At 33.3% G+C, this 14818-nt stretch carries 12 protein-coding genes; 4 read left to right on the forward strand and 8 right to left on the reverse strand.

Translation table 11 applies throughout. From position 1 onward, the window contains the following. Window positions 1-210 precede the first annotated feature (210 nt). The 3 genes from DWV06_RS05470 (at window position 211) to metE (ending at window position 5308) form a co-directional block, all read left to right on the forward strand. Window positions 211-1824: a solute:sodium symporter family transporter gene (locus tag DWV06_RS05470; RefSeq protein WP_115481174.1), complete on the forward strand. Its 1614-nt coding sequence runs from the start codon at window positions 211-213 to the stop codon at window positions 1822-1824. Window positions 1825-2039: 215 nt separating this feature from the next. Beyond that, window positions 2040-2945, forward strand: a complete 906-nt coding sequence (locus DWV06_RS05475; RefSeq protein WP_115481175.1) for a LysR family transcriptional regulator — start codon at window positions 2040-2042, stop codon at window positions 2943-2945. Window positions 2946-3037: 92 nt separating this feature from the next. Further along, on the forward strand, window positions 3038-5308 hold the full coding sequence (metE, locus tag DWV06_RS05480) for a 5-methyltetrahydropteroyltriglutamate--homocysteine S-methyltransferase (protein ID WP_115481176.1): 2271 nt from the start codon (window positions 3038-3040) through the stop codon (window positions 5306-5308). A gap of 65 nt (window positions 5309-5373) precedes the next feature. On the opposite strand, the gene DWV06_RS05485 is transcribed toward metE, so the two are convergent. The 5 genes from DWV06_RS05485 to DWV06_RS05505 form a co-directional block, all read right to left on the reverse strand. Continuing rightward, complete coding sequence (locus DWV06_RS05485; protein ID WP_115481177.1) at window positions 5374-6810, reverse strand: 6-phospho-beta-glucosidase; 1437 nt, start codon at window positions 6808-6810, stop codon at window positions 5374-5376. A gap of 52 nt (window positions 6811-6862) precedes the next feature. Further along, window positions 6863-8731: a beta-glucoside-specific PTS transporter subunit IIABC gene (locus DWV06_RS05490; protein WP_115481178.1), complete on the reverse strand. Its 1869-nt coding sequence runs from the start codon at window positions 8729-8731 to the stop codon at window positions 6863-6865. Window positions 8732-9031: 300 nt separating this feature from the next. Beyond that, window positions 9032-9958: a MurR/RpiR family transcriptional regulator gene (locus DWV06_RS05495; RefSeq protein ID WP_115481179.1), complete on the reverse strand. Its 927-nt coding sequence runs from the start codon at window positions 9956-9958 to the stop codon at window positions 9032-9034. A 108-nt stretch (window positions 9959-10066) separates the two neighbouring features. Further along, window positions 10067-10747, reverse strand: a complete 681-nt coding sequence (locus DWV06_RS05500; protein WP_115481180.1) for a carboxymuconolactone decarboxylase family protein — start codon at window positions 10745-10747, stop codon at window positions 10067-10069. A 78-nt stretch (window positions 10748-10825) separates the two neighbouring features. Next, on the reverse strand, window positions 10826-11785 hold the full coding sequence (locus DWV06_RS05505) for an aldo/keto reductase (protein ID WP_115481181.1): 960 nt from the start codon (window positions 11783-11785) through the stop codon (window positions 10826-10828). A 173-nt stretch (window positions 11786-11958) separates the two neighbouring features. On the opposite strand from DWV06_RS05505, the gene DWV06_RS05510 reads away from it, so the two are divergent. Continuing rightward, entirely contained in the window at window positions 11959-12381 is a 423-nt protein-coding gene (locus tag DWV06_RS05510; RefSeq protein ID WP_115481182.1) for a MerR family transcriptional regulator, read from the forward strand. Between the two features lie 136 nt (window positions 12382-12517). Here DWV06_RS05510 and DWV06_RS05515 read toward each other — a convergent pair whose 3' ends face one another. From DWV06_RS05515 to DWV06_RS05525, 3 genes are all read right to left on the reverse strand, one after another. Further along, entirely contained in the window at window positions 12518-13126 is a 609-nt protein-coding gene (locus DWV06_RS05515) for a hypothetical protein (protein ID WP_115481183.1), read from the reverse strand. A 138-nt stretch (window positions 13127-13264) separates the two neighbouring features. Beyond that, complete coding sequence (locus tag DWV06_RS05520) at window positions 13265-13960, reverse strand: putative quinol monooxygenase (protein WP_115481184.1); 696 nt, start codon at window positions 13958-13960, stop codon at window positions 13265-13267. Window positions 13961-14004: 44 nt separating this feature from the next. Further along, window positions 14005-14718 carry a carbonic anhydrase gene (locus DWV06_RS05525; RefSeq protein WP_115481185.1) on the reverse strand — a complete coding sequence of 238 codons (714 nt, stop codon included), beginning with the start codon at window positions 14716-14718 and terminating at the stop codon, window positions 14005-14007. Between the last annotated feature and the right edge of the window lie 100 nt (window positions 14719-14818).

A 14818-nucleotide genomic window follows, 5' to 3' on the forward strand; every position in this document is an offset into this window, starting at 1 on the left:
CAAGATTTCAAAAAGTACGAAAACTTTAACAGTATACCGAAAAATCCAACATATTGACAAGCATTTTTATCATAAAATTGTAAAATCCAAAATCTATACCCTTATACCCAAAAATCGTACCTTTCTTTTTCTATTTTACTATGATAATTTTTATAAACAGAAAGTATATAGAACCTTAATAAATTATAAACACAGAAAGAGGGGTAACTTATGAATTCACTATTATTTACTGCAGTAACCTTTGTTGGTTTTACGGCACTAGTTGCTATCATCTCTTATCTCAAGACAAAAGATGATAATTTAAGTACACAAGATGGCTATTATCTTGCCGGGCGTGGACTGACCGGAACCATAATTGCAGGTTCCCTATTAATGACGAACTTGTCAGCTGAACAGTTAGTTGGAAACAATGGGCAATCTTCAATTGTAGGTATGAGTCCTATGGGTTGGGAAGTAACATCTGCCATTGCTCTGGTATTTTTAGCTTTTGTACTAATGCCAAAGTATTTAAAAACAGGTCTTACGACCGTTCCACAATTTTTTGAAGAACGTTACGACGCTACTGTAAGACGTCTTGTTTCCTTTATCGTACTAATTTCTTATGTTTTAATTATGCTTCCAAACGTACTTTACGCTGGAGCATTAGTATTTGAGAAAATTTTCAATGTATCAGGAATTCTGGGAATAAGTCAATTTGCTTCTGTATTTATTATTTGTATTGTAATCGGTGTTGTTGGTTCTATTTATGCCATTTGTGGTGGTTTAAAAGCAGTAGCCTTGTCCGATACAATAAATGGTGTTGGTCTTATTCTTGGTGGTCTTTTAGTACCTATTTTAGGGTTGATTGCACTTGGGAATATGCAAAGTGACAATGGTGGATTTATTGAAGGAATTAAAGCATTTGTTTCTTTAAATCCTGAAATGATGAACTCACTTGATGAACCATTATCTCAAGCACCTCATTTACCATGGCCATTATTGTTAACTGGTTTATTAGTAAACAATTTATATTTTTGGACAACAAACCAGTCGATCATTCAAAGAACATTTGCTGCTAAGAATTTGAAAGAAGCTCAAAAAGGTGTTGTTTTTGCAGGATTTTTAAAAATTATGACTCCAATAATCGTTGTAGTTCCAGGAATCATTGCTTTTCATATGTATGGCGTAACAGGGGATGATGCATATCCTATGTTAGTTGCGGATGTTATGCCAAAATGGTTATTAGGATTTTTTGCAGCCGTTATGTTCGGTGCAATCCTTTCATCCTTTAACTCTATATTAAACTCGGCTTCAACTATTTATGCATTAGATATCCACAGACCAATGTTTTCACCTGATGCAGAAGATAAACGTATGGTAAAAGTAGGACAGAATTTTGGAACAATTGTTGCTATCTTTTCTATGATTTTGGCTCCATTCATGTTATATATGGGAGGTATTACTACATTCGTAAACTCTTGCTTTGCAGCATTTAACACACCAATTTTTGTATGTCTGTTCTGTGGATTTTTCTGGAAACGGGTGCCTTCCATTGCACCAAAGATCATCATTCCGTTTCACGTAGTACTGTATACAATTTGTAATATTGTTCCATGCTTTAAACAACTTCACTATTTGTACTTCACAGCAGTACTATTTGTACTAGATATGATTCTTATGTATGTAATATCAAAAGTGAAACCAAGAGAAAGTGATTTCATCTTAAATGATTCTAAAGCTGTTGACTTGACACCGTGGAAACACGGAAAAGTATTCGCTATCATTACTTTACTTATTATGCTAATTGCTTATATCATCTTTTCACCACTGTTCTTAGGAAAATAATTATACATAATCGGGTAGGCGGGAGTTTTTAATAAATTCCCGCCTATTCACACCTCTATAGCCTTTCAATCATCCTGTCTTTTACTAATAAGTCGATTTATTCCTTTCTCCCATTGATTACTTTGTTACACTTGCGGTATACTTTAAATCAAACAGTTATGATCATTGCAATACATAATATAAAATAATGTTATATTTAGAAAGAAGTGATTCACTTGACATTACAACAATTAAAATATGTAGTAACCGTGGCGGAAAAAGGTACCATAAGTGAAGCCGCAAAATCTTTGTTTATTTCTCAGCCAAGCCTTACAAATTCCATTAAAGAATTGGAGCAGGAAATGAATATAAATATTTTTTCCCGCACAAATAAAGGTATCGTTATCTCAAATGAAGGAGATGAATTTTTAGGATATGCCAGACAGATTTTGGAGCAATCAGAACTTCTTGAAGATAAGTATAAGGTTAGTAAAAAGCATCGAAAAAGATTTTCTGTATCTACCCAGCATTATTCTTTTGCTGTCAATGCCTTCGTAGATGTCATCAAAATGTATGGCGAAGAACAGTATGATTTTACTTTAAGAGAAACACAAACATTTGAAATCATTCAAGATGTCAGTTTATTGAAAAGTGAACTTGGAATTCTGTATACATGTAGTACAAATGAAGATATCATCTTGAAAATGTTAAAGCAGAATGATCTTAAATTTCAAGAATTATTTGTTGCTAAACCACATGTATTCATCCGTTCCAGACATCCATTAGCTAAATTTGAGAACATCACATTAGAACAATTAAAGGACTATCCTTATCTCTCTTTTGAACAGGGAGATTACAACTCTTTTTACTATTCAGAAGAAATTTTAAGTTCTTTAGAACGTAACAAAAACATAAAGGTCAGAGACAGAGCGACTCTCTTTAATCTCGTCATTGGTTTAAACGGGTATACAATTAGTACCGGAGTAATCAGCAAGGAACTTAATGGAGAAGATATTATTGCCAAACCGTTAAAAGTTGACGAAACAATCCGAATCGGAGTAATTATACAGAAAAACCTGACACTCAGCAGATATGGAATTGCCTATCTGGATGCCCTGAAAAGGCATATTCCTATAGCTTAAAACTATGGCAAACTTCTATTTATTCGTATTATGCAATTCTTTTTTTACTATTTATAATGAAATTAGAGTATAAAAAGGAGGCATAAGTATCTATGCAAACAACATTTATCGGTTATCCCCGTATTGGCAAAATGCGTGAATTAAAATTTGCTGTTGAAAATTATTGGAAAAAAAATATAACAGAAAAAAGTTTAAGGGCTACAGCGCAAGACATTCGAATGGAACAATGGAAAGTCATGAAAAATCTAAGGGTGAGTTTAATTCCCAGTAACGATTTTTCGTTATATGATGGAATGTTAGATCTGTCTGTTATGCTAAATGCAATTCCTAAAAAATACAAAGACCTGCACTTGAGTGAACTTGATACCTATTTTGCGATGGCCAGAGGATATCAAGGTGACAAGGGAGACGTAGAAGCATTGGCTATGAAAAAATGGTTTAATACAAATTATCATTATCTTGTTCCTGAATTATATGACGATACTGAAATAAAATTAAATACTACAAAATTATTTTCAGAATATCAGGAAGCCGTAAAGGCAGGAATCAAGACACGACCTGTTATAATCGGACCTTATACCTTCCTTCAACTGGCATCCATAAAAGGAAACAAAACAAGAGAAGAATATGTCAATGAAATAATAACAGCATTCTGTCAGTTGATTCACCAATGTGAAGAAAAAGGTATGGAATGGATTCAATTTGATGAGCCGTCTTTGGTGATGGATTTAGATAATGAATCCGTTCATTTATTCCAAAGAATTTATGAAAAAGTCCTTATCGAAAAGTCAAACCTTAAAGTACTGTTACAAACATATTTTGGCGATATTCGAGATTGTTATAAAGAACTTATCTCAATGCCATTTGATGGGATAGGAATTGATTTTATTGAGGGCAGGAAATCATTATCTCTCTTTGAACAATATGGATTCCCTGAAAACAAAACTTTATTTGCAGGTGTTATTAATGGAAAAAATATCTGGAAATGTGATTATCCTAAAACTCTTACTTTGATTTGTGAACTGAAAAAATTTACAGATGACATTGTAATCAGCACATCTTGCTCTTTACTTCATGTTCCCTACTCCATAAAAAGTGAAAATAAACTTGCTGACGATATCCTGGAACATTTTTCATTTGCAGAAGAGAAGTTATATGAATTACAAGAATTATCCCAACTTGCCGATCAAATAGACAGTATCGAGAATATAAACAAACAAGTGTGTTCAAATCAAAAGAGATTGAATGAGGACGTACGAAAAAGAGTCTCACTCCTTAATGAAGATGACTTTAGTCGTAATCCGATTCGTGCAGAAAGACAAATTCTTCAAAGAAAAAAAATAGGAATTCCGCAGCTTGCCACCACAACTATAGGTTCTTTTCCACAAATAAAGGAAGTTAAGCAGATTCGAAAAAATTATAAAAAAGGTGATATTTCCCTGGCCGAATATGAGGAAACTATCTTTAGCTTTATAAAGGATTGTATCAAAATACAGGAGGATATCGGTCTTGACATTTTGGTTCACGGCGAATATGAACGGAACGATATGGTAGAATTTTTTGGTGAAAACCTAGAAGGATATGCGTTCACTGACTTTGCATGGGTTCAATCATATGGCACCCGTTGTGTAAAACCTCCTATTATCTTCGGAGATATTAAGAGGGAAAAACCTATCACCGTAAAATATTCTGCATATGCTGACAAACTTACCAAAAAACCAGTAAAAGGAATGCTGACAGGACCTGTTACTATCCTGAATTGGTCTTTTCCGAGAGAAGATATTACACTAAAAGAAATGGCTTTTCAAATAGGATTAGCAATTCGGGATGAAGTACTTGATTTAGAGGCAGCAGGAATTCAAATCATCCAAATTGACGAAGCCGCCCTAAGAGAAAAACTGCCGCTCAGAAAATCGGAGTGGCATAGCGAATACCTTGACTGGGCTATAAATGCTTTTCGATTATGCCATAGCAAAGTGAAGGCCGAGACCCAAATCCATACACATATGTGTTACAGTGAATTTGATGATATTATAAAAGAAATTGATTGCATGGATGCTGACGTTATTACTTTTGAAGCAGCCCGTTCTAAACTGATTATCTTGGATACTTTACAAGCAACTGCCTTTGAAACAGAAGTCGGCCCGGGTGTATATGATATTCACTCTCCCAGAATTCCTTCTGTTGATGAAATCACAAAAATTATCCGAAAAATGATTCAAAAAATAAATGTAGAAAAACTTTGGGTAAATCCTGACTGCGGACTTAAAACACGAGGGTTAGAAGAGGCGGCTGCAAGCCTTAAAAATCTGGTTGAAGCAACGGAGATTGTTCGAAATGAATTGAATCAAAAAGATAGCTGAGCCACCTTATGGAATCAAGCAGGAGGTTAATCATTTATTTATGATTAGCCTCCTGCTCTCTCCAACTAGTCTAACACCTCTCCATTTGTTTCAATTACTTTTTTATACCAATAAAAACTCTTTTTTCTTTTACGTATTAATGTTCCTTTTCCTGAATCATCTTTATCTACATAAATCACACCATATCGTTTACTCATTTCTCCAGTTGAAGCACTTACCAAATCTATAGGACTCCACATAGTATATCCCATTAACGGCACACCATCTTCAACCACTGCATCAATCATACTTTTTATATGCTCTTTCATATACGAAATACGATAATCATCCTCGATACTTCCATCTTTCGTTATCGTATCCTTCGCACCCAAACCATTTTCAACGATAAACAGGGGCTTTTGATAACGGTCATATAAATCATTTAGAGTAATTCGCAAACCTAACGGGTCAATCTGCCATCCCCATTCACTAGCTTTTAAATATGGATTTCTAACTGTACGAAATGCATTTGCAGCCATACGATTTAATGTTATTTCGGAATCTGCTGTATCACAACGACTGCAATAATAGCTGAAACCAATAAAATCTACAGTACCCTCTTTAAGAATTTCTTTATCATTTGCTTGCCAGTCAAGTTCAATCCCATCCTTCTCAAGCCATTTTAATGCATAATTAGGATATTCTCCTCTGCTTTGTACATCGATAAAAAAGTAGTTCCCACGTTCTGTCTGCTTTGCCTGCCACACATCTGCCGGTGCACAAGTATATGGATAAAAACTACCGCCAGCCAACATACAGCCAACCATACAATCAGGCATAATTTCATGTGCCAGTTTCACAGCTTTTGCACTGGCAATCAGCTCATGATGTGCACAAAGATATTTTGCATGTTTCTCATCCTCATTATTTTCTAAAACAAGACCACAACTTGTAAATGGTAAATGATTCAACATATTGATCTCATTAAAAGTAATCCAATACTTCACCTTATTTTTATAACGTTTAAATATTGTCTTGCAAAATTTTATATAATAGTCAATCATACTGCGATTTTTCCAAGCACCAAATTTTTTTATGAGATGCACAGGCAGATCAAAATGACATACCGTTACTAATGGCTCAATTTCATATTTCAAACATTCATCAAACACTTGATCATAAAAAGCCAATCCTTGTTCATTTGGCAAATCTTCATCTCCGTTTGGAAAAATTCGTGTCCAACTTAAAGACATTCGATAACATTTAAAACCCATTTCTGCAAACATTGCAATGTCTTCTTTGAAATGATGAAAAAAATCAATTGCTTCATGACTCGGATATTGATGTTTATCATCAATATCCAACATAACCTTTTTTCCTTTTGCTACAGGCATACGATCAGGTCCATACGGTACAATATCAATCAATCCAATCCCTTTACCGCCCTCTTGCCAAGCACCTTCACATTGATTAGCAGCAGTTGCACCTCCCCATAAGAATCCACTTGTTAATTTTTTATTCATTATATTATCCTCACTCTTTTTTAGTGTTCAAGAATTCTCAAAACACAGAAAATTATATTAATTTTATAATCCTATCTTCTTTACAAGACTTACCTGTTTTTAATAATTCCATTTTTTCAAAATCATCACTATTTGTAACTATAACTGCTATTACTGTACGTTTCAGTTTTGAAATCTTTTCTATATCAAAATCAATCAGACGTTGTCCAAGACTTACTTTATCTCCAACATTTACATATGTTATAAATCCATCCCCATTTAACTCTACCGTATCAATTCCAACATGAATAAGTATTTCAACGCCATCGTCACTGACTAAACCAACTGCATGTTTGGTATCAGATACCTGAACAACCCTTCCATTAAATGGAGCATATACATGCCCATCTATCGGTTCAATACCACAACCCTGTCCTAAAACACCATCTGAAAACACCCCATCACAAATATCTGTTAAAGGAATTACATTTCCTTCAGCAGGAGCAAAAACATCCCCCTTTTCCAATTCAATGCTTTTACTAATAATTTCTTCATTTTTTTCATTCGTTCTATTTTCATATTTTAAAGATAAGATATAAGTAAGTATCGCTGTTACAACAACCGTTATCACCAAAGCAATTAAAATATTATAAAAAAACTGCATGGTATTATCACCAATATAAAGTAACACTGCCGGCAAGCCGGATGAACCAGTTGCAAAACGATGTGTATGTGTTAATCCGGCAAAAATTCCACCACTAGCACCACCAATCATTGATGCAATCAAAGGATATTTTTTCGGAAGATTTACTCCATATAAAGCAGGCTCAGTAATCCCCATTAGACCGGTTATACCTGCAGATGTCGCAATCTGTTTCGTCTTTTTATCTTTTGTTCTAATACTAACTACAAACGCAGCAGTTCCCTGTGCAATATTAGAACAAACACATCCTGGTCCAAATATACTGTCATATCCTAAATTAGCCATCTGCATAACTCCTAGTGGTGCAACACCATTATGCAATCCAAACATAACCATAATTGGCAAGAAACCACCAATCAAGACAGCAGGTGCCCAGCTTGCATTTGTACTTAAAAAAGTAAAGAAAACCGCTAAATATTTTCCGATTATACTTCCAATAGGGCCAAGAACAGACAACGCTAATGTTCCCATAACCAAAAATGTTAACATTGGTACAAATACAAGTTTTACTGATTGTGGTATTAATTTATCAAACCACTTCTCAACATATGACTGCACTAATACTACAAGTATAATTGGAATCACAGTAGATGCATAAGTAGTAAGTGTAAAAGGAATTACTTCAAACAAATGTACTGCATCTCCTGCCGTTACCAATTCTGTCCATCCCGGGTGCATCATAATTCCAGCCACTGCTGCAGCTAAGATCGGATTACATTTTAACTTTTGTGCTTCTGAAAAAGCTAAAAGAATAGGTAAGAAGTAGAATACCGCATCAGCAAAAAAATTTAAAATAATATAAGTCTGTGAAGTTTTGGTTATCAAATTGAATACAACTAATAACGCAAGCAGTGCTTTTACCATACCTGCTCCAGATAATGCAGGAATTATAGGTTGAAAAGTTCCCGCCACAAAATCAATAACGACTCCTGCTACATTTCTTTTTTTATTATTTTTAGTTTCTTTTACTTCTCGATTTTCGTTTTTATTCTGTACATATTTTTCAATTTCTTCAAAAACATTCTTTACATGCATTCCAATTACTATTTGAAATACCCCTCCACTAGTAAGAGTTTTTGAAACACCGTCTAAATTTTCTAATGCTTTTCTATTTACTTTACTTTCTTCAATTAATTTAAAACGCAGTCTTGTTTGGCAATGATAAACTCCCTCAACATTTTCTGCTCCGCCAACATACCCCAATATTTTACTAGCTAAATTTTCATATTCTTTACTCATAGGTTTTCTCCTTATAAAAAATCTAAAATAATTACCGTATTTTAACCATCATCCCATAATTCTGTCTTATAAGCGAATCAGTACATGTGCACCTGTACTAATTATGCTTCTTATTTACAAATAAATTATAGCATTATGCACAAAGTAAGGCGATAGTTTTTGTGCCGTGTTATTTCATACTATTATAATAAATTCTTTATTTCATGAAATACCGTTTCATAGAATATGAAAATATATTTAAAAAGCCAGAATTACAGAAACAATCTCAGCGTTCATTATAATCCTGGCATAAAATATTTTTTAATTAAATTCTTCCTCATGTGACCATATTTGAGATTCTTTATCTTCTCTCATATTTGTATAAAGTGAAAATCGTTCTTCCTTCTCTAAATATCTTGAAACATCAAGCTTATACTCCATATTTTTTTGATAATTCATATTGAAACAACAGGAAAACAAAACATTTAGTATATATATAATGGATTCTTCCGTAGCAAAAGTAGCTACTTTGCTATAAAGTTTTTCTCTGGAAGACATGGATAACACGCAATCTGCATGTTCTCTAAGATAACTATCCCCTAATCCTGTAATCGCAATGACAGGTACATGGTTTTGTTTTAAAACCGGAATAAATCGCAAAGGAATACGATTAGGATTATTACCTGAATACGATATCACTATCGCGCAATCATTGGACTTTAATGTATGCATCAATAAACCTTGATCTCCATCACTAATAAGAACCTGACGCCCTATTGTATACATTTTCCTTTTAAAAAGATTTCCAACATATATATTAGGCGAATGACCAAATATTGATATATTATGAGATTTCTGTATTAATCCAACCGCTTTTTCCACCTGACCAATATCAAGCTGGTCAGCCGTATCTAAAATGCTTTCAATTTGAAGATTACACATTTTATATACAAGATCTTTCGTTTTATCTCCCTCTAAAAATGGGATATTAGGGTCAATATCTGTATAGTGAGTCTCTTCATAATGTAATTCATCTAAAAAAACTTGCAAAAACTCTTTCCATCCGGAAAACCCAAGTATCTTTGCAAAACGTACTAATGTAGATTTTGAAGTATATGTTTTTTCTGCAATTTCCTGCATTGAATATTTTTTAATATTGCTTTTTTCATTTAGTATAAATTCACCAATTGCCTTCCTTGCATCTGTATACTGGTGTGTTACCTCCTCAATATGTTGAAACAATAACAATAGAATATCCCCCTTTATAAAATATATAATTATTATAAAACATCAACGACTAACCTATTCAATAAACTATCTGTATCTGCACTTGATGGGAGAATTTGTCATATCATATTATTTTTCTGCAATTTCATTAATACAATTTATCGTATTTAAAGTCCTTGGAAAACCGATATAAGGAATACACCAAGTGATAGCAGATAAAAGTTCGTCTCGCCTATTACCAACATTTAAGTTTCCTGCTATATGTGCTTTTAACTGAGGTTCACAGCCCCCAAGGGTTGCCAGACAACAAAATGTCAGGAGTTCTCGGACATTTAAGGCAACTATTCCCCTTGTATAAAAATCTCCAAAGCAGTAAGCAGATAAGTAATCTTTAATATGCATTAAATCATCAGGTTCAGAAATTCTCATGTTTTTAATTCTATCTTTTCCAAAAATACTCTGTTGAACCGATAAGCCTTTTATAAAACGCTTTTCACCAACTGTTTTAGATTGCTTTTTAAGCGGAAGCTCTACACCATTTTCTTTTAGTGTTACATATATCACTTCTAAAGCTTCTTCCACCTTTGAGTAACCAACATAAGGGGTGCACTGTATTGCCGACTCACTTAAAAGTTCAGGTAATACACCTGCTTCTAAAGATGTTTTCACTTCTTTCTTAATTTCTTTTACCGTTCCAAGCGTTGTTAGGACTACAATAGAAATCATTGCTTTTATTTCTCTGTTTAAACTGCCATATTTTGACACTTCATTTTCTTTAAAATTATTAATAATTTTTTGAAATTCTTCCATCTTACAAATAAGCCTCCTTTATTAATTAGAAATTATATTCTTCCGACTATTAAAGTTTATTACGCAATATGTGCAAATTTAAAGAGCTCCTACAATTTTATGAGGCAGATATAATTCTTCCAAATATTCTACCTCCTCCTTACTCAGTATCATATCAAGACTGCCGGCTGCATCATCAAAATACTCTGCTTTCGTTGCTCCAATAAGAGGAGAAGTTACTCCTTTTGCAAACTGCCATGCCAATGCAATCTGCGTCATTGTACAATTACGCTTTTCTGATAATTCTGATACTCTTTTTACGATTTTTAAATCAGAATCCTTCATACTGTCATATTTATCAATTGCAACAACATCTGTCTGACTACGCAATGTATCAGCTGACCAAGGTCTGGATAATCTTCCGGCTGCAAGAGGACTATACGGTGTTAAAACAACACCCTGTTCCTTACAAATCGGAATCAATTCTTTTTCATCCTCTCGATACAAAAGGTTATAATGATTCTGCATGGACACAAACTTTGTCCATCCATTCTTTTCAGCAGCATTCTGAAGTTTAGCGAACTGATAACCATACATAGCCGATGCACCAATTGCACGAACCTTTCCAGACAGAACTACTTTATGAAGAGCCTCCATAGTCTCCTCAACTGGTGTTTGATAATCAAATCGGTGAATAATTAATAAATCCACATAATCTGTCCCCAACCTTTTTAAGGACCCGTCAAGCTCTCTTGGTACTGCCTCCTTTGAAAGGTTGCCTTCATTAAAATATACCTTAGTTGCTAATACTACTTTTTCACGAGAAACATTGTTTTTAATTACTCTTCCTAAATATTCCTCACTTGTTCCGGCAGAATAGCAGTTTGCCGTATCAAAGAAGTTAATTCCAAGATTTAAGGCATTCTTAATAATCGCTTCACTTTCTGTCGGATCTAATGTCCAAGCGTGCATTTTACTAGCGGGATCACCAAAGCTCATGCATCCTACACATAACCGGGATACTCTTATCCCTGAACTTCCCAATTGAACATATTCCATTTTTCTCATCCTTTCATAAATAATTTGTAAAATTTTCTGTTTCAAAGATATCTTCATACACAAAAAGTCACATCTATAACTTGATAGAAATGATTGATTGTTGTATGATATTAACATCATACAACCTAAACCTAACTTTAGGTCAATAACTATTTATTTTTTCGGAGGTTATCATGACATATTCAATTGGAGAAATATCAGAAATGTTAAACATATCAATTTCAACGCTGCGATACTATGACAAAGAAGGGCTGCTTCCCTTAGTAAACAGAACCCCAGGAAATATCCGTGCATTTAACGAAACTGACATAGAATGCTTAAAAATGATAGAATGCTTGAAAACTACAGGAATGCTGCTGAAAGATATTAAGACATTTTTTGAATGGTGTGAAGAAGGCGATTCAACTATAGAAAAGCGCTACGAATTGTTTCTTATGCAAAAAGAAAAGACCGAGAAACAAATCGAAGAATTGCAAAAAGCACTTGCCCGTATCAATTATAAATGTGAATTTTATAGAATATCCAAAGAGAAAGGAACTACTGATGTTCCAGGATTAAGAGAAGAATTATCTATGAAATTTTTATCATTAAAGTAGAAACTATCAATTATTCTGTACCTTTGAAGGTGAATCCTTTAATTTTTACTAATAAGAAAATCAGACTGCCAGAAAAACTCTGACCAAACCCTATTTTACTAATAGGTCAGAGTACTTCTTGCAATGCTTAAAACTTTTATATATTATTTTGATTCGTTTCCGGTTGCTTATCCGACGGATTTTGTTCCTCTTGATTCTTATCTTTTGACGTTTGAGACATTACAATTATTTTTTCCATTTCTTGAATGACATCATCCTTTTTTGTATAGGTAATCTTCAAAATTTTACCTACTTCTATGTCTTCAAGACTGCCTTTCGACTCTGTCTCACCATCTTTTACGTATATAATACTTTCATCTTCAATCGTAATCACTTGTTCCTCCGTTTTCATCTCAGGCATTTCATCCTTCGATGGTTTCTCTTGATCATCTTTAGGAACATCTTTAGAATCTGGTTCTTCACCTTTCCTTTTTTCATTTTGAGGAGGTGCACCCATTTTGTTTACTGCAAGGGTAATTTCTTTTCCATCTACTTTTGTAACCTGTCCAGATACACCATTTCCCTTCTCCATAGATATTTCATCTTTTGTTTGATTTTCAGTACCTATTTCTTCTTTTGCTGTATCTTCTTTTTTTATATTCTCATTGGAACTACTATCCTTGGTCGCATCAGAGCATCCCACTACCATAATTATTATAAAAGAATTTACAATCAAAAACACAATGAATTTTTTAGTTTTCTTCACTTAATTTACTCCTTTCTATATCTCTATTACCTATTTCGTTTTTAATATTAAAATAGGTTCATGAATGCTGTGTGATGCTTTTGTGTTTTTTACTAAAATATTCTATTTCACTTTATCCTTGCAAATAAAAAAACTACCTCAATTTATGAGTATAGTTTTTTCATCTAAATAATGTTTTTCTATTCTAGTTTCTTTAACATATTCCGCCTTCAATTTTTTAAATAATTGATAATGATCTGTTTTTAAATGTTTTTCCAATGCAATAGAGTTTTCCCAAGTTTCGATCAGTAAGATTTTTCTATGATCTTCGACTGCGCAATAATACTCGTACTTAATATTTCCTGCTTCTTTCCGAGACTTTTCAACGATTCCTTGCTCAATTAGTTTCTTATAAAACTCTTTTCTTAAACTTGCCTTCATTTCGAAAATAATATTTAATGTGAGCATCTTACGCCTTTTGTTCAACTCATGAAGTGCATTCTGAATGGATAATGTTTTAAGAACTGTAAAGTTATTTTCAAATTCTTTTCTCCATTTCTTTACAATATTCTTAATTTCTTTCTCTTTATTTTCAATAAAAATTACATATTTACAATCCGTTTGACTCATTTTCGGTATAAATTCAGAAACTTCCCATTCGATATCTTCTTTATCTTCTTCGAAGCCATTTCTTACATCTATAATAAGGCTACTTCCTTGATAATGCTCTAATAGTTCCAAAGAATATTTTTCGGGTTCTCTGAATTGTTCACCGCTACAAGCTTTTTTCCAAGATAATAAAACTACATTCTCATTCTCAATGTACTCTACTGCACAAAAATCTGAATAATACATATCAAGATGTCCCTCCTTATTTATTAATATTATACTCCCTAATATTATTCAAACCAGGTTACTTCCCCTGAATCTAATATGTATTTGGCTCCAATCACTTGTACATCTTTATCTTCTATCCCCTTTTTTAGAATCTCACTGGATTCTTTCAGTTCTTTTACTCCCGCTTCTATATTAAAATCAATTGCTTTATCAATCAGGCTGTCTTTATCTTTTAAATTAAGTGCTTCGGCTTTTTCTACAGAAGGATTTATTTTGGTCAAAAGTTCATGAATTGACTTAGTATCCTGTTTAGAAGGCTGCTCCTTCGCTTCTACTGCTGCAGTAATTGCACCACAATTTTCATGTCCTAACAAAACAACTAATTTTGCTCCTGCATGTTCAACGCCATACTCAATACTTGCCATTTCATCTGTATCAATTACATTTCCTGCTACACGAATCACAAATAGATCACCTAATCCCTGATCAAAAATATATTCAGGCACAACTCGTGAATCAGAACAGGTAATTACTACCGCAAATGGTTTTTGACCTTTTACTAATTCTTTTCTTTTCGTATCTCCTAAATCAAAATTTTCCATTTTACCTTCTATATAACGTTTGTTGCCCTGTTTTAAAATATTTAAAGCATCTGCCGCATTATCTGTAGTCTGATCTTTAAATACCGCTTCCACTTTTTGTGTTTTTCCACATGCACACATAGAAATAGCCATAATCATCACCATTAAAATCGCACAATACTTTCTTACTTTCATTTCATTTCTCTCCTTTAGTTAATTATTCTCTTATGTCTCTTTTGTATATCCAACAGATATAATTTAATTTTAGCACTATCTGGAAATGAAACTTTAAAAA

The organism is Anaerosacchariphilus polymeriproducens (assembly GCF_003363435.1).
Classification (GTDB): Bacteria; Bacillota; Clostridia; order Lachnospirales; family Lachnospiraceae; genus Anaerosacchariphilus; species Anaerosacchariphilus polymeriproducens.